This is a genomic window from Planctellipticum variicoloris (assembly GCF_030622045.1).
Taxonomy (GTDB): domain Bacteria; phylum Planctomycetota; class Planctomycetia; order Planctomycetales; family Planctomycetaceae; genus Planctellipticum; species Planctellipticum variicoloris.
This window is the reverse complement of the sequence record NZ_CP130886.1, coordinates 2848030-2874291: the sequence shown is the minus strand read 5'-3', so window position 1 is coordinate 2874291 and position 26262 is coordinate 2848030. Positions and strand designations below refer to the sequence as shown.

Annotated in this window: 22 protein-coding genes; 19 read left to right on the top strand and 3 right to left on the bottom strand. The window is 63.6% G+C overall.

The features are described from left to right. The first annotated feature begins 64 nt into the window (after positions 1-64). Both SH412_RS11170 and SH412_RS11165 read left to right on the top strand, forming a co-directional pair. Complete coding sequence (locus tag SH412_RS11170; protein ID WP_336523596.1) at positions 65-1705, top strand: ABC transporter permease; 1641 nt, start codon at positions 65-67, stop codon at positions 1703-1705. A gap of 20 nt (positions 1706-1725) precedes the next feature. Continuing rightward, entirely contained in the window at positions 1726-3246 is a 1521-nt protein-coding gene (locus SH412_RS11165) for a sugar ABC transporter ATP-binding protein (protein WP_336523595.1), read from the top strand. A gap of 102 nt (positions 3247-3348) precedes the next feature. Here the strand turns inward: SH412_RS11165 and SH412_RS11160 are convergent, their stop codons facing one another. Next, complete coding sequence (locus SH412_RS11160; RefSeq protein WP_336523594.1) at positions 3349-4545, bottom strand: hypothetical protein; 1197 nt, start codon at positions 4543-4545, stop codon at positions 3349-3351. A gap of 139 nt (positions 4546-4684) precedes the next feature. Then, a complete protein-coding gene (locus tag SH412_RS11155; protein WP_336523593.1) occupies positions 4685-5782 on the bottom strand; it encodes a TlpA family protein disulfide reductase in 1098 nt (365 codons plus the stop codon). 369 nt (positions 5783-6151) lie between these two features. Here SH412_RS11155 and SH412_RS11150 point away from each other — a divergent pair, with 369 nt between their 5' ends. The 10 genes from SH412_RS11150 (at position 6152) to SH412_RS11105 (ending at position 18115) form a co-directional block, all read left to right on the top strand. Then, the gene (locus SH412_RS11150) at positions 6152-7135 is read left to right on the top strand and encodes a fatty acid desaturase family protein (protein ID WP_336523592.1); all 984 of its coding nucleotides are present in this window, start codon (positions 6152-6154) and stop codon (positions 7133-7135) included. 534 nt (positions 7136-7669) lie between these two features. Beyond that, on the top strand, positions 7670-11155 hold the full coding sequence (locus tag SH412_RS11145) for a tetratricopeptide repeat protein (protein WP_336523591.1): 3486 nt from the start codon (positions 7670-7672) through the stop codon (positions 11153-11155). 82 nt (positions 11156-11237) lie between these two features. Next, positions 11238-12293, top strand: a complete 1056-nt coding sequence (locus SH412_RS11140) for a tetratricopeptide repeat protein (protein WP_336523590.1) — start codon at positions 11238-11240, stop codon at positions 12291-12293. 313 nt (positions 12294-12606) lie between these two features. Further along, positions 12607-13497: a MotA/TolQ/ExbB proton channel family protein gene (locus SH412_RS11135; RefSeq protein ID WP_336523589.1), complete on the top strand. Its 891-nt coding sequence runs from the start codon at positions 12607-12609 to the stop codon at positions 13495-13497. A gap of 104 nt (positions 13498-13601) precedes the next feature. Next, the gene (locus tag SH412_RS11130; RefSeq protein ID WP_336523588.1) at positions 13602-14063 is read left to right on the top strand and encodes an ExbD/TolR family protein; all 462 of its coding nucleotides are present in this window, start codon (positions 13602-13604) and stop codon (positions 14061-14063) included. Positions 14064-14125: 62 nt separating this feature from the next. Continuing rightward, positions 14126-14623 (top strand): ExbD/TolR family protein, encoded by a 498-nt coding sequence (locus tag SH412_RS11125; RefSeq protein WP_336523587.1) that lies wholly within the window; start codon positions 14126-14128, stop codon positions 14621-14623. An 81-nt stretch (positions 14624-14704) separates the two neighbouring features. Continuing rightward, positions 14705-15382, top strand: coding sequence for a GDSL-type esterase/lipase family protein (locus tag SH412_RS11120; protein ID WP_336523586.1), 678 nt, complete (start codon positions 14705-14707; stop codon positions 15380-15382). A gap of 197 nt (positions 15383-15579) precedes the next feature. Next, positions 15580-16530 carry a TIGR04222 domain-containing membrane protein gene (locus SH412_RS11115; protein WP_336523585.1) on the top strand — a complete coding sequence of 317 codons (951 nt, stop codon included), beginning with the start codon at positions 15580-15582 and terminating at the stop codon, positions 16528-16530. Positions 16531-16652: 122 nt separating this feature from the next. Then, complete coding sequence (locus SH412_RS11110; protein ID WP_336523584.1) at positions 16653-17549, top strand: MbnB/TglH/ChrH family RiPP precursor modification enzyme; 897 nt, start codon at positions 16653-16655, stop codon at positions 17547-17549. Next, a complete protein-coding gene (locus tag SH412_RS11105) occupies positions 17546-18115 on the top strand; it encodes a hypothetical protein (RefSeq protein WP_336523583.1) in 570 nt (189 codons plus the stop codon). Before SH412_RS11110 ends, SH412_RS11105 begins: the two co-directional genes overlap by 4 nt. An 86-nt stretch (positions 18116-18201) precedes the next feature. On the opposite strand, the gene SH412_RS11100 is transcribed toward SH412_RS11105, so the two are convergent. Next, positions 18202-18990, bottom strand: a complete 789-nt coding sequence (locus SH412_RS11100) for a 3-keto-disaccharide hydrolase (protein WP_336523582.1) — start codon at positions 18988-18990, stop codon at positions 18202-18204. Positions 18991-19250: 260 nt separating this feature from the next. On the opposite strand from SH412_RS11100, the gene SH412_RS11095 reads away from it, so the two are divergent. The 7 genes from SH412_RS11095 to SH412_RS11065 all read left to right on the top strand — a co-directional run bounded on the left by SH412_RS11095 (position 19251) and on the right by SH412_RS11065 (position 26262). Beyond that, positions 19251-20345 (top strand): hypothetical protein, encoded by a 1095-nt coding sequence (locus SH412_RS11095; protein ID WP_336523581.1) that lies wholly within the window; start codon positions 19251-19253, stop codon positions 20343-20345. A 324-nt stretch (positions 20346-20669) separates the two neighbouring features. Then, positions 20670-21470 carry a metallophosphoesterase gene (locus tag SH412_RS11090; RefSeq protein WP_336523580.1) on the top strand — a complete coding sequence of 267 codons (801 nt, stop codon included), beginning with the start codon at positions 20670-20672 and terminating at the stop codon, positions 21468-21470. A 379-nt stretch (positions 21471-21849) separates the two neighbouring features. Further along, positions 21850-22872, top strand: a complete 1023-nt coding sequence (gene gap, locus SH412_RS11085; RefSeq protein WP_336523579.1) for a type I glyceraldehyde-3-phosphate dehydrogenase — start codon at positions 21850-21852, stop codon at positions 22870-22872. A gap of 133 nt (positions 22873-23005) precedes the next feature. Further along, positions 23006-23692 (top strand): ribulose-phosphate 3-epimerase, encoded by a 687-nt coding sequence (gene rpe, locus SH412_RS11080; RefSeq protein ID WP_336523578.1) that lies wholly within the window; start codon positions 23006-23008, stop codon positions 23690-23692. 34 nt (positions 23693-23726) lie between these two features. Continuing rightward, a complete protein-coding gene (locus SH412_RS11075) occupies positions 23727-24356 on the top strand; it encodes a histidine phosphatase family protein (RefSeq protein WP_336523577.1) in 630 nt (209 codons plus the stop codon). A 23-nt stretch (positions 24357-24379) separates the two neighbouring features. Beyond that, positions 24380-25225, top strand: coding sequence for an acetyl-CoA carboxylase, carboxyltransferase subunit beta (accD, locus tag SH412_RS11070; RefSeq protein WP_336523576.1), 846 nt, complete (start codon positions 24380-24382; stop codon positions 25223-25225). 152 nt (positions 25226-25377) lie between these two features. After that, positions 25378-26262 (top strand): serine/threonine protein kinase, encoded by an 885-nt coding sequence (locus SH412_RS11065; protein ID WP_336523575.1) that lies wholly within the window; start codon positions 25378-25380, stop codon positions 26260-26262.

Sequence of the window (26262 nt, the reverse complement as noted above, 5' to 3'; positions counted from 1 at the left end):
GGCGATCAAATGTAGCCCAGGGTGTAAACCCTGGGCGATCTTGGCTGGTCACAAAGAGTCCGCAATGTCCCACGGAGCTTCATTGACGAATGCGGATGCCGGTCCGTTCGCGATCTTCCGCCGGCACGAATTCGGACTGCTCGCCGCCGTCATCGGCGTGGCGCTGCTGACCCTCGTTCTCGACACTCAGCACAACTACTGGTTTCGTCCCGGCAGCAGCGCGGTCGATCTGACTCGGACTGCCTCGCAGCTCGGCCTGATCTCGCTCGGCGCCGCCATCGTGATCATCTCCGGCGGCATCGATCTGTCGGTGGGGGCGGTGATCGCCTTCAGCGGCACGATCTGCGCCTCGATTCTGCTGCTCCTCGCTCCCGAGCAGATGCTGACCAATCAGCCCCTTCCCCACGGAGTGATCGCCGCCGCCATTGGCGGCGCGATTCTGTCCGGCGTGATGATCGGCAGCCTGCATGCCTGGCTGATCACCATTGTCGGCCTGCCTCCGTTCATCGCGACGCTGGGAACCCTCGTCGGTCTCCGAAGTCTCGCCCGCGCTATCTGCGAAGCGGTGACGCTCGAAGTCCAGGGGGGGACGAGCACGCAGATCAACGTCTCCGACGCCACATTCCGGTCCCTGGCCCACTGGTCCTTCACCGCGATCCTGCTGGGCGTCACCACCCTCCTGCTGGCCGGCCTGCTCGGCAAGACCGTCATCGGGCGGCATCTGTATGCCCTCGGCGGTAACGAACAGGCGGCCCGGCTCAGCGGCATCCGGACCGACAATCTCAAGTGGCTGGCCTACTGCCTGAGCGCCGTGCTGGCCTCCATCGCCGGCGTGATCGCCGTCGCCGAGCAGAGCGTCGCCACGCCGCAGACGCTCGGTGTGAACGCCGAACTCAACGCCATCGCCGCGGCCGTTGTTGGCGGCTGCAGTCTGCAGGGAGGCGTCGGCACCATGACCGGCACCGTCCTCGGGGCACTCTTCCTGCGCGTGGCCATCGACGGCGTCGCCAAGATCATCAAGACCGGGGCCGACGTCTACCAGGGACTCATCGTCGGCGTCCTCGTCGTCTGCGCAGTCACGTTGACCAAATCCTCCGATCAGTCGCGGATCGCCCGGAAACTCCTTTCCGGCCGGCTCGGCCTGGTGACGATCCTGAATCTCACGCTGCTGGCCGCCACGTTGATGGCCCTGATCGGCGGAAAACTCCTCGCAGGATCCGTGCAGCTCGAAACGAGCTGGCTCGCCGGGTTGACCGGACTGTCGGCCCTGGGCCTGATGCTGATCCTGCGCAGCAACCTGGCCGGCGGTCCCCGCCGGATGTTGCTGATCGTCTGGGCTGTCGCCACCGTGGTCGTCAGCATTGGACTCGACCGCGCCTATCCCGGCTGGCAGCGCTCCGCAGCGGTCAGCCAGATTCAGCAGCTCGGCGGCAAGGTCAGCCAGAACGATGACGGCCTGATCGTCGATCTCGCCGGCACCCAGGCCACCAGCAGCGACGTCCTGCGGCTCTTCCCCCGGCTGAAGTTCTTTCCCGCCGTCGCCGAACTGCGGCTCTCGGGAACTCAGGTTGACGATTCGCTCGTCGGTCAGCGCGGCGGCAGCTTCCCCGCCGTGAAGAAGGTCGACGTGACCGGCGCGAAGATGACGGACGGCGGGCGAATGAAGCTGAAGCGGGCCGTCCCCGGCGCTGCCGTGATCCCCTGAGTGTGGAAGGGAGCCCGTTCATGGTCGATATCGTACCGCTGATCCGTTTCGACGGCGTGACCAAGCGATTTCAGGCGGTGACCGCCCTCAGCGATGTCTCATTTGCCGTCCGGACGGGCGAGTTCCACGCTCTCTGCGGCGAGAACGGCGCGGGCAAGAGCACGCTGATGAAGATCCTTTCCGGCGTCATCACCGACTACGACGGACGGATCGAAGTCGACGGCGAAACGATTCGCTTGGCAGGGACGCGCGACGCCGAGGAACGCGGCATCAGCATCATCCACCAGGAACTCAACCTCGTCAGCGACCTCTCCGCCGCGGCGAATGTCTTTCTGGGACGCGAGCTGACCCGCGGATTCGGCTGGCTCGACACGGCGGCGATGGAGCGCCGCGCCCGCGAGCTCTTCCAGCAACTCGACTGCGTGATCGGCGTCCGCGAACCGGTCCGCCGGCTCCGCATCGGCGACCAGCAGCTCGTCGAGATCGCCAAGGCCCTCTCGCTCAACAGCCGCCTGCTGATCATGGACGAACCGACCAGCGCCCTGACGGAAACCGAAGTCGAACGTCTCTTCCGCGTGATCGGCCGCCTGCGGGACCAGGGGGTCACGATCATCTACATCTCGCACAAGATGGACGAAGTCTTCCGGAACGCCGACCGGATCACTGTCCTGCGCGACGGCAAGGTGGTCAGGACGCTGGATCGAGCCGACACGTCTCCCGAAGAAATCACCGCCCTGATGGTCGGCCGCGAGATCGCGGCGGTGGAGGTCGCCGAGGAACGCAGCCCGTCCGACGAACGGCTGCGCGTCACCCGGCTGTCCCTCCCCTGGCGGAATCATCCGCGGCAATGGCGGCTGAAGGACGTTTCGTTCTCAGTCCGTGCCGGCGAAGTCGTCGGCATCGCCGGCCTGATGGGCGCCGGCCGGACCGAACTCCTCGAATGCCTCTCCGGAGCGAGTCCGGAGCCCCCCACAGGGGAAATCCTCCTCTCCGGTCGCTGGGTGCGATTCCATCACCCGAACGAAGCCCTGGCGGCGGGCGTTTCGCTCGTCACGGAAGACCGCAAACGCTACGGCATCTTCCCGCAGATGTCCGTGCGCGAACACATCAGCCTGGCGGCCCTGGCGAAATGCGCTTCGGCCGGAATCGTTCGCCGCGCCCGTGAAAGCGAGCTGGTCGACGCGGCAATCGGCCGACTGGCGATCAAGACCGCCGGCCGGGAAGCCCCGATCACCAGCCTGAGCGGCGGCAACCAGCAGAAGTGCCTGATCGCCCGCGCCCTGCAGGTCCGCCCGCGCCTGCTGCTGCTCGACGATCCGACCCGCGGCATCGACGTGGGGGCCAAGGCCGAGATCTACCGCCTGATCGACCGCCTCTGCCGGGAGGGCCTGGCGATCGTGATCACGTCGAGCGAGCTTCCCGAGCTGCTCACCGTTTGCGACCGGATCCTGGTCCTCTGCGAAGGCCGGCTGACGGGCGAGTTCGCCCGCCACCAGTTCTCGGAAGCCGCAATCATGGAAGCGGCGACCGGGCAGGTCTGAAGACGGAAAATTTTACGCAACGATGCAAAGAGGAACGCAAAGACGCCAGGAAGAAATATCGAATGACCAAGGCAGAATGTCGAAAGGGGCGACTGCGGGGTATCACTCGCCTATTTCGTCGGCTTCTTTCCATCTGGCCAACGAGGCGTGAAAGTCACCCATGGTCTGCTTCAAGTCAATCGCATAAACGTCGCCGTACCAGCCCGCGACGAGTAGCTGTTGCGATGACTCGCTCCAGTAGAGAGCCCAGATTTCGGAGTTCTCAGCTCTGGCGACGAGCTCATCGTATCCCGTCGCCCAGTCGATGAATACGATTTGGCCTCCACTCAGCGCGAGAAAGCTGCCTCGAAGGTCTCTTGCGTCCACGGCCCCCCGCACGCGTAGGTCGCCGACGTAGTATCGATACTGGATTCCGCCGCGGGCGACACAACCGTCAAACTTGTAGGTGAATTGTGTGAGACCTCCTCCGTTCTGCTCGCGGTAAGGGCTTGGGTTAAAACACGCCATCCAGAGTCCACCTTCCCACAAGGCTGCGTGTTCAACGTGATCGCTGTTCTGATCGACCCAGCGGTACGAGACTTTACCGCTGGTCTCAAGAATGGAGAATCGTTTGTTTCGCCGACGAAGGGCAAATTGCGATCCCAATACGCACTCGACGTCCGCTCGTCGAGCAATTGGAAGTAGCGCATCTGACACATAATCCCAGATCAGGACCTCGTCACCCTCCAGAATGACTCGATCGTCCAGAAGGATGATTCGGCTTTGCTTCCATTGCCTCAGATCTGGGCTGTCGACTCGTCCGCGGAGATCGCAGACGGCGGCGACATCGCCGTTATGGTCGAGCGCCGCTAGACCAAATGCGAATCCAACCGCAGTGATCGGCGAGCCAGGCCGTGTACAAGACATGCATGCCGGCCCCAGGCTTTCCGGGACAGGGACAGGCCTTCCCGACAAGGTGAGGCCAGGAGCTTCTGAATCCCAGGGAGCGAAAAGGACCCTGCCAGCAACAACATCAAGAATTCGGTCTTCCATGAGCGCCGGCTCGTCGATCCAACGCGCCGTCAGGTCGTGTCGGTCAATTTCGAAGAGGTGACGCCCGAGGGCATACAAGCCGCCATCGCTGGACCGAAAGAACTGGTCGATCGGACGTCGGACGTGGCAGACCCCGCGGATCCGCAGATCGAGAGGCTCCGGTTTCCAGCCGGCCTGTCGTGCGATATCGGGAATCGCGACGGGAAAACAGGACTGGGGAGTTTCGTGAACCCAGGAGTCTGGCACCGTCTGTTTCCATTTCGACACGAAACGAGTCCTATTATGTGCGCCTGCTGCATGGCGAAAAACATTCTACTTGCCAAACTCCCGCCGCCGCATATTCGCGCCGGACAACAGTTCAATCCAGTTCATCAACAGCGGCGAAAGCCCCAGGCGGCCAATCGACTCACTGCCTCTCGTCAACCAGACGGCTGACCCAGGCGTCCAAGGTGTCGCCCAGAAAGCCGGTCGCCTTGTACCGGATCTTGTGGTCGCGATCCAGAACGTAAAACGTCGGCCAGCTCTCGATCTGCCAGGCGCGCGACAGCGGGCCGTCCGAACTTCCGTCCGCCAGACACCGCCAGGCGAGGCCGTCCTTCTTCATCGTCTCGGCGACCGACGCCAAGTCCTTGTCGGTATTGACTTCCACCAGTTCGACGTCTCCCGCCGAGTGCTTCTTGAGCAGCTCCTTTTCGACGGCGTGCATCGCCTTGCAGGGACCGCACCAATGGCCGGAAAACGACAGGACGACGATCTTGCCTTTGAGAGAGGTGAGCGAGAACTTCTCCCCCTGCAGATCCATCCCCGACAAGTCCGGCGCCGGACGGCCGAGTGCGAACGGTCCGCGCAGTTCGTCGAGGAGCTTCTGGGCGTTGTCCCCGTTTCGACCGTGGTAAGTTCCGACGTCCGGAAACTCGGCGATGACTCGCTTCAGGACGGATTCCGCTTCGTCGCAGAGTTTCAGGGAACTCTCGATCTCGGCCTTTGTCTTCAATCTCGCACCGAGCGTATACAGCGCCGATCCCCGGATGCTGGCATTGGGATGAGTCTCCACAAGATGGCGCAGCGCCGGATCAAGTCGACTCGATTGCGCGGGAATGAAGGTCGGGAGCACGAGCTGCAGCCGGATCTCCTCTTTCAATTCTCCGGCATGGTCGCTCATGAAATCCATCATGGCGTCGAAATCCGGTCCCGCGACGCCTTCGACGGAGATCCAGATCAGACAGTCCTGCCACGTCTCGGGGTCCGTCGCGTGCGCCTTCGCCAGGTTGACAAACCTCGCCGTATAAAGGCTGTTCAATGCGCGCAGTTGACGTCGAAGCTCGGGGCGCAGTTCGGCGGGCGATTCTTGAATCGCCGTCGTCAGAGCCTGCTTCGCGGGCTTCCATTCATTGTACACGACCCCATAGGGAGAGCGTTGCGGGGAGCCCTCCGCCGCAATGCTCGATGGCGCCGGTCCCCCTGCGAGAACTGCAATCAGAATCAGAATCAATATCGGCCTCATGTCGCATCACCTCCGTGAAGTGCCGGTCATAAAATCGTCGCTCGAACTCTGTTCGCCCGGCCGGGGCCTTGCACCCCCGCGTCCAAGAGAATGGCAGCCGTATGGTCTGGCGTCCGCACTGGCGCGTCGCTCGAACAGAACAGACTACCAGTTTCGATGAGTTCACCGGGACTGGATTCGTCGGGAAACTCAGCGGCAGCCGTGTCCTCGCCTTCGTCGCCGCAACGCACGAAGTGGTCGATCAAAGATCATGTGTGAATAACAGTTTTCTTGCAAAACCGTAATCCGGACGCCCGTGGCCGCACAGATGACATCCGGACGACCTGACAGTTAGAATTCTCCCGAAGCCTTTTTGGGAGGACACCGCTCATGTCCGAACTGCTCGAACCCGAGTCGACCGCCGCCGCCAACGACACGCACGATACGATCGAATTCGATTCCTTGCGCTGGCGGCTGTTCTTTCTGCTCTTCCCGTCGATCACCGGCATCGCCGTCTGCTGGTACGGGACATGGCCCTGGCTGGAGGCGGCGATCGTCGCCTGGACGTCGTACTTCTTCCTGTGCGGCACCAGCATGTTTCACGAGTTCACTCATCGCCACACGCACCCCCGCTGCCGCGGCTGGGCGCAGGTGATTGGAACCCTGATCCTGATCCCCGCCACCGCCTATCGCGAATCGCACGTCCGCCACCACGCCTACTTGAACAAGCCCGTCGACTGGGAGCTCTGGCCCTATTCGGATCCCCAATGCTCCCGCCTGTTCCGCATCGTCTTCGCCTGGATCGATCTGTTCGCCGGCTTCCTCACCAGCCCGTTCATCTATGGCCGCATCTACTGGCATCGCCATTCGCCGCTGCCGCCGAAGTCGCGAACCGCAATCGCCTGGGAATACCTCGGCATTCTCGCCTTCTGGGGGGTGGCGCTGACGATCATCGGCTGCTATGACCAGTGGACCGGTTTCCTGCGGGCGTGGGTTCTCCCCTGGGGACTCGCCGGCGTCCTGCAGACCGGACGCAAATTCACGGAACACCTGGGCATGAGCAGCTACGATCCGCTGCGCGGGACGCGCACCGTTTACGGCGGCGGCCTGCTGACCCGGGTCTGCTCGTACCTCAACGCGGACATCTTCATCCACGGACCGCACCACCGCAGCCCGATGGTCACCGCCGACGAGCTCCACGCCTTCGCCCGCAGCCTGCAGCAGCAGACTGACGAGGACCCGCTGCCGTTCTTTACGTCCTACGCCGCCGCCACGCGCAACATGCTGCCGCATCTGCTCCTGAACCCCGGCGTCGGCGAAAACGCCCGAACTCGCCGGACCGATTCCCCGGCGGCGGTCGAAATCGCCACCTGACCTGCCGTAGAACGACCGCGTCCGATTTCGCCTTCAGTCGTACGACGGACGTCACGTCCGTCGGCTGCTCAGCCGCGACCACATCGACGGCGAAAACGACGGACGAGGACGTCCATCGTACGGAACTCCGCCGTTCGACCGTCCGTTCCTTGCCGCCCGGCCTCCCGCAAACTCGCAGTTCCTCCATTTTGCGATTTGATTTTTCATTTTGCAGTTTGCAATGTCGTTCCCCTCCCATCCATCACGACCAGTCATTCCCGACCTGCCGGTCGTGCCGGACGAACCCTTATCGCCAGCACACCCGATTCGCCGGTGCCGCCGCAAATCGTGAAGTAAGCTTCGTCGCAGAATTCCGCCCGCACGGGGTGGTCGGCCGGCTGTACGATCTGCAAGCCGCGAAAGGGGTTGACCCGCTTGCCATTCGGATCGACAGCGGTTTATCCTGCTGGAACCAATCTGTCGAACTTCGCGAACTGGCGCACGCCCGGACCGGCCGGTCCGGGCGCAGCGATCTTGCAGACAGGATCTTCAACAATGATTCGTCGCTGGACGGCAGGAGTGTGGCTCGCCGCCATGCTCTGGACGACGGTGCTCCCCGCTGAAGAGCGGTATGCGGAGTTTCTCGACGGTCTGCGCGAGCGTCAGTATTACGACCTCGCGCTGCAGTATCTCGATCAGCTCAAGGCCCGGCCGGAAGTCCCTGCCGAGATGAAGGAGCTGGTGCCGCTCGAAAAGGCGCTCACCCTGCAGGACGCCGCGCGGATCTCCCGCAGTCCCGAAGCGCAGACCGAGCAGCTCGATCAGGCCCTCGCCTTTCTCGAAGAATTCGTCAAGGCCAGCCCCAGCCATCCCCGCGCCGGCGACGCCAACGCCCAGCGGGCGGAAATTCTGCTCGGCAAGGCCCGCGTCGAGATCATGCAGTCCCGCGCCCCGGCCAATCAGGGCGCCCGGGGCGAATACCAGCAGCGGGCGCGCGGTCTGATTCAGCAGGCCCGCAAAGTCTTTCAGACCGCCTACGACCAGCACGACGCCGCCTGGAAAGCCTTCGGCTCGTTCATCGATAGGCAGAAGGATCCCCAGAAGTTCGCCGACCGCGCCGCCGCCGAACTCCAGATGATCAGCGCCCTGCTGAACCTCGGCCAGTGCACCTACGAAGAAGCCCAGACCTGGGACGTCGGCGTCCCCGAGCGCAAGAAGCTGCTCGACGATGCGGCCGGGCAGTTCGAGCAGATGCATCAGCGCTATCGCAGCCAGGTCGGCGGGCTCTACGGCCGGCTCTGGCAGGGGAAGTGCTACGAAGAACAGGGCGACCTGCAGAAGGCGATGGGGATCTACAACGAGCTGCTCGATCACCCCGGCGACTCCGGGCCGCTGGTCAGGCTCAAAGATCAGACCCTGCAGTTCAAGCTGATCATGCTCAACCTGGACGCCCGCAAAGATCACCAACTGGTGATCGATCTGGCGCAGGAGTGGTTGAAAGAAAACGGTCCGACCAGCCGCACGCGGACCGGGCTGGGGATCCGCTGGGAACTCGCCCGCGCCTTCGAACTGCTGGGCGACAACCGCGAACTGCCCAAGAACGACGCCGAACGGAACTGGAAGCTGGCCCGCACCGAAGCCCAGAACATCGTCAAATTCCCCGGCGAATACCGCGACGTCGCCATGGCGATGATCCAGCGGATGGACGCCAAGCTCGGCGGCAAGGAACGGGACCCGGCGAATTTCGACACGGCGTTCGGTCTCGGCCGGTCGATGATTACGCCGATTCAGGACATCAAAAAGAAGATCGACGTCGCAAAGCAGACGAAGCAGCCCGCCGAGGAGATCAAAACCCTCGAACAGGACCTGACGAACACGCTGAACGAAGCGGCGCGGATGTTCGAACTGTCGCTGCGACTGGCGGACAAAGGGGACGAAGCCAAGAACGTCAATCAGGCGCGGTACATGCTCGGCTACGTGTACTACCTGATGCGTAAAAACTACGAAGCCGCCATTCTCTGCCAGTACGTCGCACGCACTGCCGACAAAGAGTCCGCCGCCGCCGGCCTTGACGCCGCCTACCTGGCGATGGGCGCGTTCGTGCAGGCCTTCAATGACGAGATCGGCACGACGGAGCAGAAAGAGCCCGACATGGGCTTCATCGTCAAAGCCTGCAACCTGATCGCCGAACGCTGGCCCGAGAGCGACAAGGCCAACGACGCCCGCATGACCCTGGGGCGAATTTACACCCAGGTCAAACGGCCCCTCGACGCTGCCGAGTGGTTCGCCAAGGTCCCCCAGGCCGACACCCGCTACGCCGACGCCCAGATGGCCTCCGGCCAGGCGTACTGGTCGGCGTATCTCGGAATCGGGCGCAAGCCGGACGAGTCGCCGACCTCGGCGCAGCTCGCCGAGTGGCAGGCGACCGCCCGCAAGTCGCTCGAAACGGGCATCGCCAAAATGTCCGCGGCCCTGCCGAAGGAAGGCGCCGCTCCCCCCGAGCTGATCGCGGCAAAGATGTCGCTCGCGCAGATCATGGTCAGCCAGGGGCAGGAAGCCGAAGCCATCAAGCTGCTCCTCAACGATCCGCACGCGGTCATCAAGGCCGTGCAGGTCGCCGACGAGACCAAACGACCGTCCAAAGGGGTGCAGGGCCGGCAATTTGCCACCGAATCGTACAAGCTGCTGCTGCGGTGCTACATCGGCAGCGGCAAGCTGAACGAAGCCCGCGCCACCATGACCGCGATGGAAAAGGTCGCCGGGGGCGAAGCCGGAGGCGACATCACCGACCTCTATGTCAGCCTGGGGCGTTTGCTGCGGGACGAACTGGAGCGGTTCCGCAAGAACGGCGAAACCGATCGTTACAACAGTCTGATGGGCTCCTTTGAAACGTTCCTCAACGATCTGGCCCAGCGAAAAGACGGCCAGTCCTTCGGCTCCCTGAGCTGGATCGGCGAAACGTACTTCGCCCTGGGCGAAGTCAGCGAAAGCGACCCCTCCCGCTCGGCAACGTTCTTCGACAAAGCCGGCCAGGCCTACGGCGAAGTCATCAGCCGCGCCGCCGCCGATCCGAATTTCGCCCCCCCCGATCAGCTCCTCGCCGTCAAGCTCCGCCAGGTCCGGGCCCTCCGGTTCAAAAAGGATTTCGAGGCGGCGAGGACGCTGGTGGCGGAGGTTCTCGCGCAACGCAGCAACGACCTCCGCGCACAAACGGAAGCCGCCTTCGTGTTTCAGGACTGGGGCGCCAGCGGCGACCCCGACGCCATCAAGCATCTCACAACCTCACTCACCGGCGACAAAACCATCGGCGCCTGGGGCTGGGGCAACCTGTCGAACCGCCTGCAGAACGCCTATCAGAACAAGCCCACGCACGAACTGCTCGACAGCTTTCTGGAGGTGCGCTACAACGTCGCCGCCGCCCGCCGCCAACTGGCGCAGGTCCAGACCAGCACCGAACAGCGAACGAAAGATCTCGATCTCGCCGAAATGGAGCTGGTCGCCACGGTCGCCATCCTGAAAGATCCGCCCGAGGACAAACTCGAGCGGCTGAACGAGATCTACCAGCAGATCCTCGCGGACGGCGGCAAGGAGCCGAAGAAACTGGAAGCCAGTCCGGACTTCGCCTCGGTTTCCGAGGAAACGCTCGCGGAGGTCGAGGCGGAAAAGGCGGCCATTGCCAAAGCCACCGCTCCTAAGCCGGAACCAGCCCCTCCCCTCGCGTCGAGCTCGATGGTCTTCATCATCTTCGGCGTCGTCGCGGTCATCGGGCTGGCCGGGATCGGCTTCGTGATGATGAAGGGGAGTAAAACCCCGCGACGTCACATGGTCGGCAGCGGCCCCGAGGCCCCGCCGTCGTTCAAAGTCCCGGCGGGTTTCTCCGTGCCGACCGGGATCGAAGCCCCCAGCTTCCCGACCGCTCCTCCTCCCCGCCGCACCCGACCCAAAACGGACGAGGGAACTCCCGCACCGAAGCGTCCGGCTTCGTCCGGCGAAGCCCCTGCAAAACCTCGCCCGCGACCGAAGCCGCCCGAGCCGACGTAAACTGCGTCTTCCGTCCCGTGACGGAGACCTTCCAGAAATCAGTTTTTCCACGACAGATGCGCCTCCCGCGAGGAACAGTTTGATGAATCAGTGGAGTCGATGGAGCCTGACGGCGATCGTTGCGTCGTCGCTGACAATCTCTGCAGCCCAGGCCGATACGATCCAGCGCAAGTCCGGCGGCCGACGGCTGAGCGGCGAAGTGACCGCGGTCTCCAAAACGGAGATTACCGTCAAGCCGCAGACCGGCGACGCGATCGTCATCCCGGCCAACGACATCGCCTCGATCACCTGGGACGACGCCCCCCCCGATCTCTCCGTCGCAATCAGCGACGAAAACGGCGGCCGTCTCGAAAGCGCCCTCGCCCGGCTCGCCAAGTCGCAGGAAGCCGCCAAGGCCGGCTCCGCGAACATCAAAACCGACATCGAATTCCTGATCGCCCGCGTGACCGCCCGGCAGGCGCTCGTCGACGCGGCAAAGCGGGACGAAGCCATCCAGAAGCTGACCGCATTTCAAAAAGCGGCCAGCGACAGCTTCCGTTACTACGAGGCAATCGGCTACCTGGGCCAGGTCCAGCTTGCCAAGGGGGACTACGCCGCAGCCCGCGCGGCGTTCGACATCCTGGCGCAGTCGCCGTGGAAAGAGTTCAAGCTCGCCGCCACCATTTCGACGGCCCGGATCCTTTCCGCCGAGGGGAAGCCGGACGAAGCTGTGAAACTCTACGACGAAGTCATCACGACCGCCGGCAGCGACCCCGCGGAGCAGGCTCGCAAGTACGAAGCCATGGTCGGCCGAGCCCGGGGACTGGCCGCGCAGAGCAACTTCGCGGAGGCGCTGACCTCGCTCGAAGAAGTGACGAACAAGGGCCCCGCGGACGATTCGGCCCTCCAGGCGGAGGCGTATGTCCTGGAAGGGGCCTGCCTGCAGGGACTGAACCGGACCAAAGAGGCGATTCTCGCCTACCTGCACGTCGACGTGCTGTTCGCGAAGGAGTCGGCGATGCATGCGGAAAGTCTGTATCAGTTGTCCCGGTTGTGGCGGCTGGTGCAGCACGACGATCGGGCGATCGACGCCCAGGCCAAGCTGGTCGCCTCCTACCCCAACAGCGAATGGGCCAAAAAGGCAAACGGCGGACAATGAAGTAAGCTTGTTTTCCGGGCCGCCGCGGGAGGCCGAGACATCGAGTCCTCCCGCAATCGGCTCGGCCGGTCGCCAATCGCGGTTCCCGGCGCGGCGATACGAAAACTCCGGCGAGGTCCGGTCGCAAAGTCGCGGCTGGATTCAGATTTTGCGAACGTCTAGAATTTCTGTTTCGAACATTGCGACGGGCGACGAGGTGAGAGTGGCAGACCGGTCTGCAGACCCCGCAGGGGGACTGCCCGGCGACCGGAAGCCGATCTCAATCGGCGTTTGTCGGACGCAGCGAAGAGGTGGACACGTGAAGGGGATCAGTGTGAGCGACTCTGCCATGTTTCGGCCGTTCTGGGGATGTCTGCTGCTGGCTTCGCTGGCCTTTGCCGGCTGGTCGGCGTCCGATGCCGGAATTTCTGTCGTCGCGGCTCAGGAAGAGACCGCAGCCCCCGAGGCCGCTCCCGCCGCCGCCGCGGCCGGTGGTGTCGTCGACGCGGAAGCCGCGGAACTGGAACGCCGCAAGCAGGAAAGCTTTCTGGCGTGGATGATCCGGGCGTCGGGGATCTTCGGATTCCTGATTCTGCTCTGTTCGTTCGTGCTCGTGGCCCTGATCATGATGGACTTCCTCCAGCTCCGCCGGGCGAACTATCTCCCGGCCGACTTCGTCGAGCAGTTCGAGCAGAAGGTCAACGCGCGGGATCTGCCCGGCGCGTTCGAACTCGCCAAAAACAACGATTCGTTCATCGCCCGGGTTCTCACCGCCGGCATGGGCCGGCTGAACCGGAGCTGGGAAGAAGCCGAGCAGGGGATGCAGGAGGTCGGCGAAGACGAAACGATGGCGATGGAGCAGAAAGTCGGCTATCTGGGCCTGATCGGCTCGGTCGCGCCGATGCTCGGATTGCTCGGTACGGTCCAGGGGATGGTGCTGGCGTTTCAGGTCATCGCCACCTCGGCGACGTCCCCGAAGCCCTATCAGCTTGCCGACGGTATTGCGACCGCGCTGTTCACAACCCTGGAGGGTCTGACCGTCGCCATTCCCGCAATTGTCTTCTTCTCGATCTTTAAAAACCGCCTGGCGCGGTACGTCATGGAGTGCGGCTTCGTCGCCGAGAACCTGATGAATCCGATTCAGAAGATGATGAAGGCTCAGGCGGCGGCTCGGCCGGCGGGCGGCGGCAGCGCCGCGACTGCTCCGGCTGCTCCTCAGTCGTAGTTCGACATCAGCCAGTCTTGCCGAGCGAATCACTCGGAGGAATCCGGGACGGTCGACGTGCAGAGCCGGCGGCCCGGATTTCTCTCGACGCGGAAAAGGCCATCATGCCGAAGACACGCCAGGTCACGATCACGTTTGAAGAGCCGGATATGACGCCGATGATCGACATCGTGTTTCAGCTCCTGACGTTCTTCATGGTCGCCATCAACTTCGAGAACACGCAAGCCGACGAACGGGTCAAGCTTCCCAAGGACATGCTCGCCAAGCCCCCGGAAGTCCGTCCGGACGACGAACTGGTTCTCAATATGGGCTACGAGAAGCTCGGAAGGCAGGGGCAACCGGTCGTGTTCTATACGGGTGAGGAGATTCCCGTTTCGAAGATGCTTCCGCGACTGCAGCAGGAAGCGCGAATCTTTCGACAGACGAAGGTCGATCCGAAGGCCGTCACCGTAGTGATCCGTTCCTCGGCAGACGTTCCCACCGGCGAGGTGCAGGAACTGATCAAGTCCTGCCAGGCGGCGGAGTTCGAAAAGTTTGCGTTGAAGGCGACGCAGGAAGAGAAATGACTCCCGCCGCCGCTTGACGAATCCGTCTGAACGTGCGCCTCTTGCTGTGAAGTTCTGCTGCTATGAAGCTATCGAAGTCGAAAGGTCCGAGCAAAGTCGAAATCCCGATGGCGCCGATGATCGACATCGTGTTTCAGCTCCTCGTCTTCTTCATGCTGAACCTGAAGATCATTGCCCCCGAAGGGGACTTCAATATCAACATGCCCATCGGCATGGCCGCCAGCAGCGAGCCGAATCAGCTTCCCGACCTGAAAGTCGGCCTCCGGGCCAATCCGGATGGATCGCTGGCCCAGCTCACTTTCGGCGGCAGGAACCTCGGAAACGACGACGCGGCCTTCGACCGCCTGAACGCCGAGATCCTGAAAGTCATCGTCAAGCCCGGCAACCCGCTCACCAAGGACATCGAAGTCGAGATCGACGCCGATTTCAACGTCCGCTACGAATACACGATCCGTGCCGTGTCGAAGTGCACCGGCCGGCTCGATCCCCAGACGAAACGCATCGTCCGGTATATCGAGAAAGTCAAATTCAAGCCGTCCAAGCGACCGGAAGCCGAGTAGCTCGGACACCGGCAGAGACTCCTCGAAGGCCCGGAATTCCCCCAGGGACGCCGGGCCTTCGGCATTCTTGGAGAACCAGCGATGAACGTGAGAAAATTCGCCGGATGGTGGCTCGCGATCGTAATGCTCTCGGCCGTGCCCCTTTCCGGTCAGGAACCGCCGGCTTCGCGGTGGGAAGATGCGATGCAGGCTTTCGAGCGACAGGACAGGAAGTCCCCCCCTGCACAGCAGGCCAACGTCTTCGTCGGCAGTTCCAGCATCCGGATGTGGAAACTGCAGGACGCGTTCCCGGGGCATGACTGCGTGAATCGGGGCTTCGGCGGTTCCGAAATGGCCGACGCCGCGCAGTATGTGAAACGGATCGTCCTGCCGCTCAAGCCGCGGGTCATTGTCCTCTACTCCGGGGACAATGACCTGTCCAAGAACAAGACACCGGAGGACGTGCTGGCCGCATACCAGGACTTCGCCCGGCAGGTCCGCGAACAGTCCGCGGAAACGAAACTCGTAGTCCTCGCCCTCAAACCCAGCCCGAGGCGTTTTTCGCTGGCCGACAAGTATCGGGCCGCCAATCGCCTGCTGGAAGCGGCTGTGAAAACCGATCCGCACGCGGTCTTCATCGACGTCTGGTCGCCGATGCTCGGCGAGGAAGGTTTCCCCCGTCCCGAACTGTACATGGCCGATCAGCTCCACCTGACCCCCGCCGGCTACCGCGTCTGGAATCAGCTCGTCGAACCCCATCTGGCCCCGCGAGCTCCGTAACGTTCTGACGCAAGATCCAGTCCAGTATGTAGATCCGGTGAATCGCATTTTCGGCGATGATCTGCCGGGCCGAAGTCCGCGTTCTCTCCTGCGCACCAACCACCGAGACGCCACCGGGGGCGAACCCGGGAGCCTGACAACGGGTCAGGCTCTGGCGATGATGACGATTCATCGCCTCCTTTCGCAGGGAGAGGACCATGCTGGACTGGCTCTGGAACAACCCGCTCGGAACGATGTACGGTCCGTACTTTCTCGCTCTCTACACAATCGCCATTGGAACGGTGATCGTCGGCAGCCGCTGGCTGATACGGCAGGGCGACGAAACGCGCCACGTACCGACGCCCCCCGTCCCCGAAACTCCCGACCCCTACCTGGTCGCCTGGCTCCGCGGCAACACCAACGAAGTCGCCCGCCTGGCCCTCTTCGATCTGCTCCAGCAGGGCCGCATCGAACAGTACGCGAAGAAAAGCGCCTTCGGCCTTGTCTCGACGCAGATGCTCCGCCGGGCCGAAGGGGCCCGCGGGGATGACCTGTCGCCGCTGTTGAATGCGGTCTGGAAGTGGCTCGGCACGGAACGCGAAGCAAACAAGGTCTTCCAGTCCGGACTGCCAGAAGCGGTCGCACCTTTCACCGAATCGCTGCAGGCCGACTGCGAGCGGCTGGGGCTGATCACCCGGGAAGAGGGGCTGCACGGACAGCGCCTGATCCGTGGCGCGGGACTCCTCGCGATCGCGGTCCTCGGCGGCTACAAGTTCGCGGTTGCCCTGGCGACCGGCCACCACAACGTCGCGATTCTGGTCGTGCTTGGCCTCGGCGGCTGCGCGGCCCAGCTCGTTCTGGCCCGTACCCGGCGGCTCACCGACCTGGGTCGCCGGACGCTCAAAGCCATGCAGACCGCATTCGCAGGAGTTCAGAAGGACGTCCCCGCCGACGCCACCACCGATCCGCGGCTGCTGCTGGCGATGGGCGTCTTCGGCATCATCGCGCTGCAGGGAACCGCCCACGGCGGGTTCTACGATCTCTACCGGAAGTCGGCAGCGGCGTCCGGCGGCTGCGGAGCGGGTATCGGGGCGAGTTGCGGCAGTGCGAGCTGTGGCGGCGGCAGCGGGTGCGGAGGAGGAGGCTGCGGAGGGTGCGGCGGTAGCTGATCACGCAGATTCATCAGGTAGGGTGAGTCGAGTCTTCGAGGCTCACCACTCCTTTCAACGCGATTCCAGCTTCGCCTGACTCCGCATGCAATTTCGCTGAAACCCCGCAAACAGGGCGTCCGATGCCACCCGATGCTATAGCCGCAGTTTCGCCCGACAATCAACCGGACTCGGCGTGGTCCGACCTGCCCCGGCTGGGCGTCGGCTTCGGGTTTCGCGCCCCCTATCGGGCGGACGTCTTCCTGCACGCCGGAAACATCGACTTCCTGGAAATCACCGCAGACCACTACTTCGACGTTCCGACCGATAAGCTCGACGAACTGGATCTCCTGCGCAACCGGTTTCCGCTGATCCCGCACGGCCTGTCCCTCTCTCTGGGCTCGGCGAATGGCCCGCGTCCGGATTACGTGCGCAAGCTGGCGGCGCTCGTCGAGTCGCTGCGGCCGCCGTGGTGGAGCGAGCACATCGCGTTCACGCAGGCCGGCAGCGGGAACATCGGACATCTGGCCCCGCTGCCGCTGACCCGCGATTCGCTCGCCATCCTCCAGCGCAACATCCGTTCGGTCCGCCAGGAGATTCCGGGCCCGCTGATCCTGGAGAACATCACGTACGAAGTGACGTATCCGTGGTCGGACCTCGACGAAGCCAGCTTCCTGGGCGAACTGCTCGACTCCGCCGGCTGCGGCTTGCTGCTGGACGTGACGAACGTCTACACGAACTCCGTCAATCACGGCTTCGATCCTCTGCGGTTTCTGCAGCGGCTGCCGGCCGACCGCATCGTCCAGCTTCACTTCGTCGGCGGCCACTGGCGCGACGGCGTGCTGATCGATAGCCATTCCAGACCGACGCCCCCCGAAGTCTGGCAGCTTCTCGAAGAAGTCGTCAAATTTGCCCCGGTGAAGGGACTGATTCTGGAACGGGACGAGAATCTCCCGCCGTTCGCCGAGATCCTGGACGAGCTGCAGCACGTTCGCGAACTCTGGCGCCAGCATCAACCGACCGTCGAGACGTCTCGATGACAGCTCTCGATCCGTTCGACAGCGCCGCCGAACTTCAGGAAGCGCTGGTCCGCTTGTGGACCTCCGCCGCGAACCGCGAACAGTTCCTGGCAAATCGGGAAGCCTGGCTGGCGACGGAATCACTCTCCGCCGAAACCTGCCGTAAGCTGAGGCTGCTCGACGCGGTCCAACTGCAACGCTTCGCGGACGGGCTGCTCCGCAAGCGACTCGGGCAGGTCCGGCAACTCCTCCCCGGCACGGCCATGCGACTCGGCCCCGCGTTCCCCGCCCGCTTCATCGCCTGGGCGCGCTCGTCGCCCCCGGGGGATTCGCAGCACCATTCCGACGACGCCCGTCAGTTCGCATTACTTCTGCTGCGCGACGGACCGGGCCGTGAGCTGAAAGACGTCCTGCGCTGGGAGTTGCTGCAGCTCCGTCTCAATCAGCAACGAACCGGTTGCGGTCTCCTCATCTTTCGTCACGACGTGCGCCGCACCGGACGGGCTCCCCTGCCCCGCCGGTTCCTGATCGCCGTCTGGTGGATCGCCGGCCGTCGCGCCCGGCCGCGATTGTGGATGCTGCCGTAGCGAGTCCGGCGGTGGCCGTCAGACCGGGGCTTCGCGAAGACGCTCCAGCCGCCGGCCACCCGAAACTGTTGCTCGCGCGTTCTGAATCAGTCCTTGAGCTTTAGCAGCTCCACCTTCCGGAAATCGATTGGATGGCTTTCGGACTGCAGCGAGATCGTTCCCCCGTTGAGCAGCAGTTGCCCGCCCTGCTTCGCCGCCAGCTCCTTCGCATGCGCGTCGCGATCGTCGAGCTGCGGCTGCTCGTACGACAGGACCTCTTCGCCGTCGATCAGATGCCGGATGACCTTGCCGCCGTGGACTTCGATCTCCACCGTCACCCACTCATCGCCCCGATACGTCTTCGACTTCGAGCTGGTGCAGTGACGCGTCACCAGCTTGCCCTCCATGACGACGTTCGTGCCCGGCGTACACAAATTGGCGTTGGTCCGCTCCCCGGTCGCGGCGCCGCCGAGGAGCTGCACTTCGATCGAAGCCGGGAAATCCTGGTCCTTGGCCATCGTCTGCGGGGCTTCGCCGTGAATCATGACTCCGCTGTTGCGGATGGCCCAGCCAGGTCCGCCGGGCGCCTGGTCGCCGACGAACCGATACTCGACGCGCAGCCGGTAGTGCGACAGCGGCTCCCGGTAGAACAGGTGCCCGAAGCGCTCGTCGAATTTTTCGTACTGGTCGTAGCGGACCTTGAGCAGGCCGTCTTCCACGCGGAACGTATTGCCGTAGTTCTCGCCCAGCGCCGAGTAGCGGATCTTCGGCGTCCAGCCTTCCAGGTCTTTGCCGTTGAAGAGGGCCGTCCAGTCCTCGGCCAACGCAGCACTGGAAACGCACGCCAAAACAGCCAGGAAAGCCATCGAACGTAGACTGACGGGCAGGAAGTGCATGGGAAGTTCCGCAGCAGAAATGGGATCTCACGAGGCGGCAGTCCGGTAGCGCCTGCCGCGCAGCATCACTATGCCGGAGAGGATCGGGGAACGCCACTGCCCTCCGCTCGGACAGTCTGTTTTGAGACGACGCAATGAGATTCTTTCATGGTTTTCATTGGTCACTCTGAGAGTCAGGCTGGTACCATGCGTCCAAGCGCCGGCGGGGTCCCGCGTATTGTGCCGGCAGACAGTCGGAATGTCCTGAAGGGAGATCGAAGATGCGACGGAATGGAATGCTGGCCTCGGCCGCTGCGGCCTGGCTGGCCTGTGCGTCATTGGGCTTCAGTGCCGATATCTACAAGCTGCCCAAAGGCTCCCCCGAACTGCAGTCGGCCGGGCCGCTCGCATTCGGTCCCGATGGCATCCTGCTCATCGGCGACCCGAAGGGGGCTGCCATCGTAGCCATCCAGACCGGCGATAAGACCGGCGACCCCAGCGCCGCGAAGTATGACATCGCCGGCCTCGACGCCAAAATCGCGACCGCCCTCAACGCTTCGAAAATCGTGATCAAGGATCTGGCCGTCAATCCTCAGACCGGCAATGTGTTCCTCAGCGTCATGGCCGGCGACGCTCCGGCGATTGCCAAACTCGACGCGGCCGGCAACGTCTCCAGCGTTTCTCTGAAAGACGTCCCGTTCTCGCGAGCCTCTCTCTCCAACGCGCCGGAAGACAAAGACGTCGAACAGCGCGGTCGGACCGTCAACAAGCGGATGGATTCGGTGACGGACCTGGCGTTCGTCGACGGCCAGGTCCTCGTGACCGGACTGAGCAGCGCCAAGTCGGCCTCAAACGTCCGGGCCCTGGCGTTCCCCTTCACCGAAGCCGACGACGGCGCCAGCCTGGAAATCTTCCATGCAGCCCACGGCCGCGTCGAAGACTATGCCCCGATCCGGACCTTCGTGCCGTTCATCATCGACGGCAAGCCCAACGTTCTGGCCGGCTTCGTCTGCACCCCCCTCGTTAAGTTCCCCATCGCCGCCCTGGAAGGGACCGAGAAGGTCAAGGGGACGACCGTCGCCGAGCTGGGCAACCGGAACCAGCCCCTCGACATGATCGTCTACAAGAAGGATGGCAAAGACTATCTGCTGCTGGCCAACAGCGCCCGCGGCGTGATGAAGATCGACACGGACAACCTCGATCGCGAGGAAGGCCTCACAAAGCCCATCTCGGGCGGCGGCACCGCCGGTCAGAAATATGAGACCGTCGATTCCTACGCCGGCGCCATTCAGCTCGACAAGCTGAACGAGACGATGGCGGTCGTCCTCGTCTCCGCCGATGGCAGCCTGAATCTGAAGACCCTGCCGCTGCCTTAACGCAGGCATCTCGCAGACACCATCCCGCAGTCTCCGCGGTCGGCCCCATTCCGCCGCGGGGACTGTTTTTTTCCCAAACCGGAACATGCTCCAGAAATAGTCGGGTGGTTGGGGTCGAGTCTTCGATCCCCCGGATTCTCGCCACTTCGCTTGGGGGCGGCTCAAAACGGCCGACGCCAGCGACCCCATTGAGGTCTGATCTGCACGGGTCACTGCACTAGCCCGTGCGGGCCGACCCAGTTACGCTGTTTTCCAGGGACGGAACGAACCCGGCGCAGCAATCCCGCGCCGGCTGACTTGCAGGGATAGCGAGAGGGGCGATCTGTGGCGGGTGTTTCACTGGCGACAAAAATTGACGGGCCGGTCGCCGTCATTGGCGACGTGCACGGCCAGGTCGACAAACTGCTGGCCGTCCTCGACAAACTGCAACGGCTCCCCGACTACGCACAGCGCTGGATCGTCTTCATCGGAGACCTCGTCGATCGCGGCCCCGATCCCGCCGGCGCCGTCGAGATCCTGGCGAAACTCCTGAAGAGCCATCCCCGCACCACGGCGATCGAAGGAAATCACGAGTTCGCCATGCTCTCGGCTCTCGGCTGGCATCCGTCGCTCGAATTCACGAACTGGCGCGAACGCTGGGTCGGTCAGTACGACGCCGAGACCACGTTCGAGTCGTATGGAGCAGAGTTCGGCAACCTCGAAGATCTGGCCGCAAAGGTTCCTCCGCACCACCGCGAACTGCTGGTCAATCTGCCTTGGGCCGTCGAGCATCCGAAATACCTCTTCGTGCACGCCGGTCTGGACCCCAACCAGCCCTACGACCTGCAGCGCCGCGTGCTGAAAGCCCGGGATTTCACTCTCAGTCGCCCTCCCTGGCTCTGCTCCAAGGCCTTCATCGAGCAGGAACCGCCGAACGACTGCCCGCTGGCGGTCGTCTCGGGACACGTCCGCGTCCCGGAAGTCGTGATTCGGCCGCGACGCCTGCTGATCGACACCACCGGCGGCACGCACGGCAACCTGAGCTGCGTCCTGCTCCCCGAAAACCGGGTCGTCTCCTCCGGCGAAGCCGCCTCCCCGGTCGCATCCTCCTCCGCCAAACCCAAATCCTGGTGGAAACTCTGGTAACCCGCCGGGGGCGGGGCCGCTGCCGACTCAGAAATGGGTTTGTCGTGGATGCCGCATTCGGCGGCGATGAATAGAGTGGCGCCCGGAGAAACGATCGGCGGGATCGTCAAACAGGAATATGTACATGCATTGGTCGCTGCCCGCCGGTCGCGCGGACAATCGCGCTCTCGTTCAGTCATGCGATAGCCGCAGGCTCTGGAAATCGTAAGGTGCGGTTGTCCGCAGTACCGACGACCGTTGCTTGTTCCCACGCTCCGGTATTCCTATAATTCGGCGCATTCCGGGCGTAACCGGAGGTATACAAACGGCTTGGCTTCAGCAGGCTTTGCGTCTCACGCAATCCCGCCAGCCGGGCTTGGTTCGTAAGGAGTTTCCCACAGTGGCAGCGGTGCGTGTCGGTATCAACGGTTTCGGTCGGATTGGTCGCGTGGCGTTCCGTGCAATGGCCGCCCGCCCGGACGAATTTGAGATTGTCGCGATCAACGACCTCGGGAAGCCGGACTCGCTGGCCACCCTGCTGAAGTACGACAGCGTCCAGGGACGGTTCAACGGAACCGTTTCCTGCGAAGGCGATTCGATCATCGTCAACGGCAAGAAGGTCAAGGTCTGTGCGGAGAAGGATCCGCGCAACTTGCCCTGGAAAGACCTCGGCGTCGAAATCGCCCTGGAATCGACCGGCTTCTTCACCGGCCGCGCGAAGGACGGCAAGCCCGGCTACGACAGCCACATCGAAGCGGGCGCCCGCAAGGTGATCCTCTCCGCCCCCGCCAAGGATAAGCCGGACCTGACGGTCGTCATGGGCGTCAACGACAATCAGCTCACCGCCGAGCACAAGACGATCTCGAACGCAAGCTGCACCACGAACTGCCTGGCTCCCGTCGCCATGATTCTGCAGGAAAAGTTCGGCATCGCCAGCGGCCTGATGACGACCTGCCACGCCTACACCAACGATCAGCGCGTGTCGGACCAGTTGCACGACAACATCTATCGTTCGCGGGCCGCCGCCATCAACATCATCCCCACCACGACCGGCGCCGCGAAGGCCGTCGGCGAAGTGCTGCCGGCCTTGAACGGCAAGCTCACCGGGATCTCGCTCCGCGTACCGGTCCCCGTCGGCAGCATTGTCGACCTCGTCGTCAACCTGGAGAAGGACGTCACCGAAGCCGAGATCAACGGCGCGATCAAGGAAGCCGCCGAAGGCCGGCTCAAGGGAATTCTGGAATACACCGAAGACCCGATCGTCTCCAGCGACGTCATCGGCAACCCCCACAGCTCGATCTTCCACGCCCCCTGGACCATGGTCCTGCAGAAGCGGATGGTCAAGGTCCTCTCGTGGTACGACAACGAGTTCGGCTACTCCAGCCGGACCGCCGACCTGATCGCCAAGGTCGCCCGTCTGTAGTCGGAACGGGAAGGCTCCCCTTCCTCTGCGGTCTTGTCCCGGCGGGGCGTCAGCCCCGCCGGGCAATCCGCCGCCGGATCGCCGCCCTGTCCGGTGCGGCAACTGGAAAACTTCTCAGCTTGGTCTGGGTCCCATGGATCGACGATCCCGTCTGGCCAGTCTGGCTGCCGATCACCCGCTGATCGCGCCGTCGATGCTGAAATGCGATTTCGCCGATCTCGTCGGCGAATTGTCCAGGCTCGACGCGGCCGGCGCGGACGTCATTCACTGGGACGTCATGGACGGCCACTTCGTGCCGAACCTGTCCTACGGCCCGATGCTGATCCAGGCGGCCCGGAAGCGGTCCGAGCGGTTCTTCGACGCGCACCTGATGATCTCGGATCCCGGCAAGTACCTGGACGAGTATCTCCAGGCGGGCTGCGACGCGATCACGATCCATATTGAAGCCGTTCCCGACCCGACGCCGGTGCTGTCGCGGATTCGCGAGGCCGGGCGCGTGGCCGGTCTGGCGCTGAACCCGGGGACCCCGGTCTCCGCAATCGAGCCCTTTCTGCCCGCCTGCGACCTGGTCCTCGTCATGAGCGTCCAGCCGGGATTCGGCGGTCAGAGGTTCATGCCCGAAGTGCTGCCGAAGCTGCAGCGATTGAAAGAGATTGTGTCACCGAAGACGGTGCTGTCGATCGACGGGGGCATTGCGGCCTCCACGATTTCGGCGGCCTCCGCGGCAGGAGCCCGGCTGTTTGTCGCCGGCAGCTCTGTTTTTGACGCCGCGGAGTACGGTCCGGCGATCGCCAATCTGGCGCATCTGGCCGGAGCGTAGCACGGATCTTCCCTGAAGGAGCTCGGTAGAGTTCATGGCGATTGTGGTGCTGGTTCGCCCGGGTGCAACGGCGTTTGAGTTGCAGGACCGGATCGAAGGCTCGTTGAGCCTGCCGATGTGCGAATCGTGTGTCGTGGTGATGGAACAGCTCGTCGAGGCCCTGCCCCGCGAAGTCTCTCCCCGCGTCGTTTTCTGCGGTCCCGCCGAGTCGTCCCGGGCGACGGCGGAATCGCTGGGAGGCTGGCTCGGCGTCCCGGTCAAAGCGACAGAAACCCTGGGAAACATCAATCTCGGGCTCTGGCAGGGGCTCCCGGAAGACGACGTCCGGCGCAAGCAACCCCGGCTGATCAAGCAGTTCGAAGAAAACTCGGTCTCAGTCTGCCCCTCGGGCGGCGAGACCATCGCCGAGTTCGTCGATCGCGTGGGAGAAACGCTCGAACGTCCATTGCGAAAATTCGACGCGATTGCGATTGTGATGGCCGAACCCGGAGCGTCGCTGGTGCGGCAGATGCTGCTGGGGCAGCCCTACGTGCTGGAGCGTCTGACCAATCGACTTCCCCCCGAAGAACGGGTGGAGTTCATCAATACGGAAACCGGCGCCTTCGGACACTGCTGGAACGAGATCCGCCGAGAACCGGTCGGCGCTGGACGAGTCGCTCGCTGAGATTGCGCCACATCGAGGCCGTTATGAATACCGAAGTTCCCGATTCGGACGCCAGCTCGCAGGCCCGCAAGAAGCGCGGCGTGCCCGAGGGCCTGTGGATCCGCTGCGACGCCTGCAAGAACACCGTGTTCAAAAAGCAGGTCGACAAGAACTTCGGACTCTGTCCCGATTGCGGCCATCACTTCTACATCTCCGCCCAGAATCGCATCGAGCAGTTGCTGGATCCGGAGAGCTTTGAAGAGTGGTATGCGGATCTCTCGCCGCTCGATCCGCTCGGCTTCGCCGATTCCAGACCTTATAAGGATCGGCTCGTCGCCGAGCAGCGCAAGACCGGACTGAAGGAAGCCTGCATCGTCGGCCGGGGTTACATGCGCGGGCGCCCGCTCGTCTTCGGGCTGACCGACTCGGCCTTCATCATGGGGAGCATGGGCTCGGTCGTTGGCGAGAAGCTGACGAGGGCCATCGAACGCGCGACCGAATTGTCGCTCCCCGTCGTGATCGTCAGCGGGTCCGGCGGCGGCGCCCGGATGCACGAGGGCATCCTGTCCCTGATGCAGATGGGCAAAGTCTCCGCCGCACTGGCGCGGTATCAGTCGGCGGGGGGGCTGTTCATCTCGGTGCTGACGAATCCGACGATGGGCGGCGTCGCGGCCAGTTTCGCGTCGCTGGGCGACATTATCATCGCCGAACCGAAGGCGCTGATCGGCTTCGCCGGTCCGCGCGTGGTCAAGGCGACGGTGAAGATCGAGCTCCCGCCGGACTTCCAGACCAGCGAATTCCTGTTGAAGCACGGATTCGTCGACCGCATCGTGGCGCGCCCCGAACTGCGGAGCGAGATCGCCCGCCTGTTCGACTACTGCGGCAAGTGACGCCGGCCATCCGACATCATCCGGGCGGAAGCGCGCGGTCTTCAGGTCCGTTCTCCGGGCTGTGATGGTCGCTTGGCGGGCAGCGGCGGTATACTGCAGTCTCCCGTCGACTCCCGAGTTCCGATCCGTCTGTTCGAGCCGGTGCCTGCTCCATGTGGAAGTATCTGACGTCGTTGCTGCAGCGGAAGCCCCGCGTCGACAAAGTCGACATCGTCCGCCGGTTCGAGCTGATCAGCCGCGTCGGCCAGGGGAGCATGTCCAAGGTCTGGAAGGCGCGCGATTCGCGCAGCGGACGGATCGTGGCCCTCAAGGTGCTGGACCTGGAGAAGACCCGCAAGCTCGAAGCCCGCTTCGACAAACGGCTGAAGAAGCCGACCGAGGGGGAGATCGCGATTGCGCTCAAGCATCCGCGGATCGTGGAAACGACCGAATACGGGATGACGACGAACGGCGAGCAGTATCTGGTGATGGAGTACGTCGAAGGGATGGCCCTCAGCGTCCTGATCGACGCCCAGAACGACGTGATGAAGAAGTATCGCGTCCGGATAATGATCGAGCTGGGGGATGCGATCCAGTACTTCCACAAGCAGCAGTGGATTCACCGCGACATCTGCCCGCGGAACGTCCTGCTCGACATGCAGTACCACGTCAAGCTCATCGACTTCGGGCTGGTCGTGCCGAATACGCCGCCGTACCAGGCGCCCGGCAACCGGACCGGAACGGCGAACTATATGGCCCCCGAGCTGGTGAAGCGGCAGCGGACTGACCAGCGGATCGACATCTTTTCGTACGCGGTGACGTGTTACGAAATGTGCGCCGGGCGGATGCCGTGGGACGCCGCCGGGACCCTGGAAGCAGTGATGCAGCACATGAATACGCCGGCGACCGACCTGCGAGTCTACGCCCGCGATATCGATCCGGAGCTGTCGGACACGATCATGAAGGGGCTGGAGCTGCGGCCCGACGATCGCTGGCAGACGATGGCCGAAATGCTGCAGCCGTTGCGGCAGTTGCCCGGCGCAACGATTCAGGGATGA

What these genes read in the sequence shown, in the direction of transcription:
- SH412_RS11170 (WP_336523596.1), top strand. Translation starts at nt 65, where the DNA reads ATGTCCCACGGAGCTTCATTGACGAATGCGGATGCCGGTCCGTTCGCG.
- SH412_RS11165 (WP_336523595.1), top strand. Translation starts at nt 1,726, where the DNA reads ATGGTCGATATCGTACCGCTGATCCGTTTCGACGGCGTGACCAAGCGA.
- SH412_RS11155 (WP_336523593.1), bottom strand. Translation starts at nt 5,782, where the DNA reads ATGAGGCCGATATTGATTCTGATTCTGATTGCAGTTCTCGCAGGGGGA.
- SH412_RS11150 (WP_336523592.1), top strand. Translation starts at nt 6,152, where the DNA reads ATGTCCGAACTGCTCGAACCCGAGTCGACCGCCGCCGCCAACGACACG.
- SH412_RS11145 (WP_336523591.1), top strand. Translation starts at nt 7,670, where the DNA reads ATGATTCGTCGCTGGACGGCAGGAGTGTGGCTCGCCGCCATGCTCTGG.
- SH412_RS11140 (WP_336523590.1), top strand. Translation starts at nt 11,238, where the DNA reads ATGAATCAGTGGAGTCGATGGAGCCTGACGGCGATCGTTGCGTCGTCG.
- SH412_RS11130 (WP_336523588.1), top strand. Translation starts at nt 13,602, where the DNA reads ATGCCGAAGACACGCCAGGTCACGATCACGTTTGAAGAGCCGGATATG.
- SH412_RS11125 (WP_336523587.1), top strand. Translation starts at nt 14,126, where the DNA reads ATGAAGCTATCGAAGTCGAAAGGTCCGAGCAAAGTCGAAATCCCGATG.
- SH412_RS11120 (WP_336523586.1), top strand. Translation starts at nt 14,705, where the DNA reads ATGAACGTGAGAAAATTCGCCGGATGGTGGCTCGCGATCGTAATGCTC.
- SH412_RS11115 (WP_336523585.1), top strand. Translation starts at nt 15,580, where the DNA reads ATGCTGGACTGGCTCTGGAACAACCCGCTCGGAACGATGTACGGTCCG.
- SH412_RS11110 (WP_336523584.1), top strand. Translation starts at nt 16,653, where the DNA reads ATGCCACCCGATGCTATAGCCGCAGTTTCGCCCGACAATCAACCGGAC.
- SH412_RS11105 (WP_336523583.1), top strand. Translation starts at nt 17,546, where the DNA reads ATGACAGCTCTCGATCCGTTCGACAGCGCCGCCGAACTTCAGGAAGCG.
- SH412_RS11100 (WP_336523582.1), bottom strand. Translation starts at nt 18,990, where the DNA reads ATGCACTTCCTGCCCGTCAGTCTACGTTCGATGGCTTTCCTGGCTGTT.
- SH412_RS11095 (WP_336523581.1), top strand. Translation starts at nt 19,251, where the DNA reads ATGCGACGGAATGGAATGCTGGCCTCGGCCGCTGCGGCCTGGCTGGCC.
- rpe (WP_336523578.1), top strand. Translation starts at nt 23,006, where the DNA reads ATGGATCGACGATCCCGTCTGGCCAGTCTGGCTGCCGATCACCCGCTG.
- SH412_RS11075 (WP_336523577.1), top strand. Translation starts at nt 23,727, where the DNA reads ATGGCGATTGTGGTGCTGGTTCGCCCGGGTGCAACGGCGTTTGAGTTG.
- accD (WP_336523576.1), top strand. Translation starts at nt 24,380, where the DNA reads ATGAATACCGAAGTTCCCGATTCGGACGCCAGCTCGCAGGCCCGCAAG.
- SH412_RS11065 (WP_336523575.1), top strand. Translation starts at nt 25,378, where the DNA reads ATGTGGAAGTATCTGACGTCGTTGCTGCAGCGGAAGCCCCGCGTCGAC.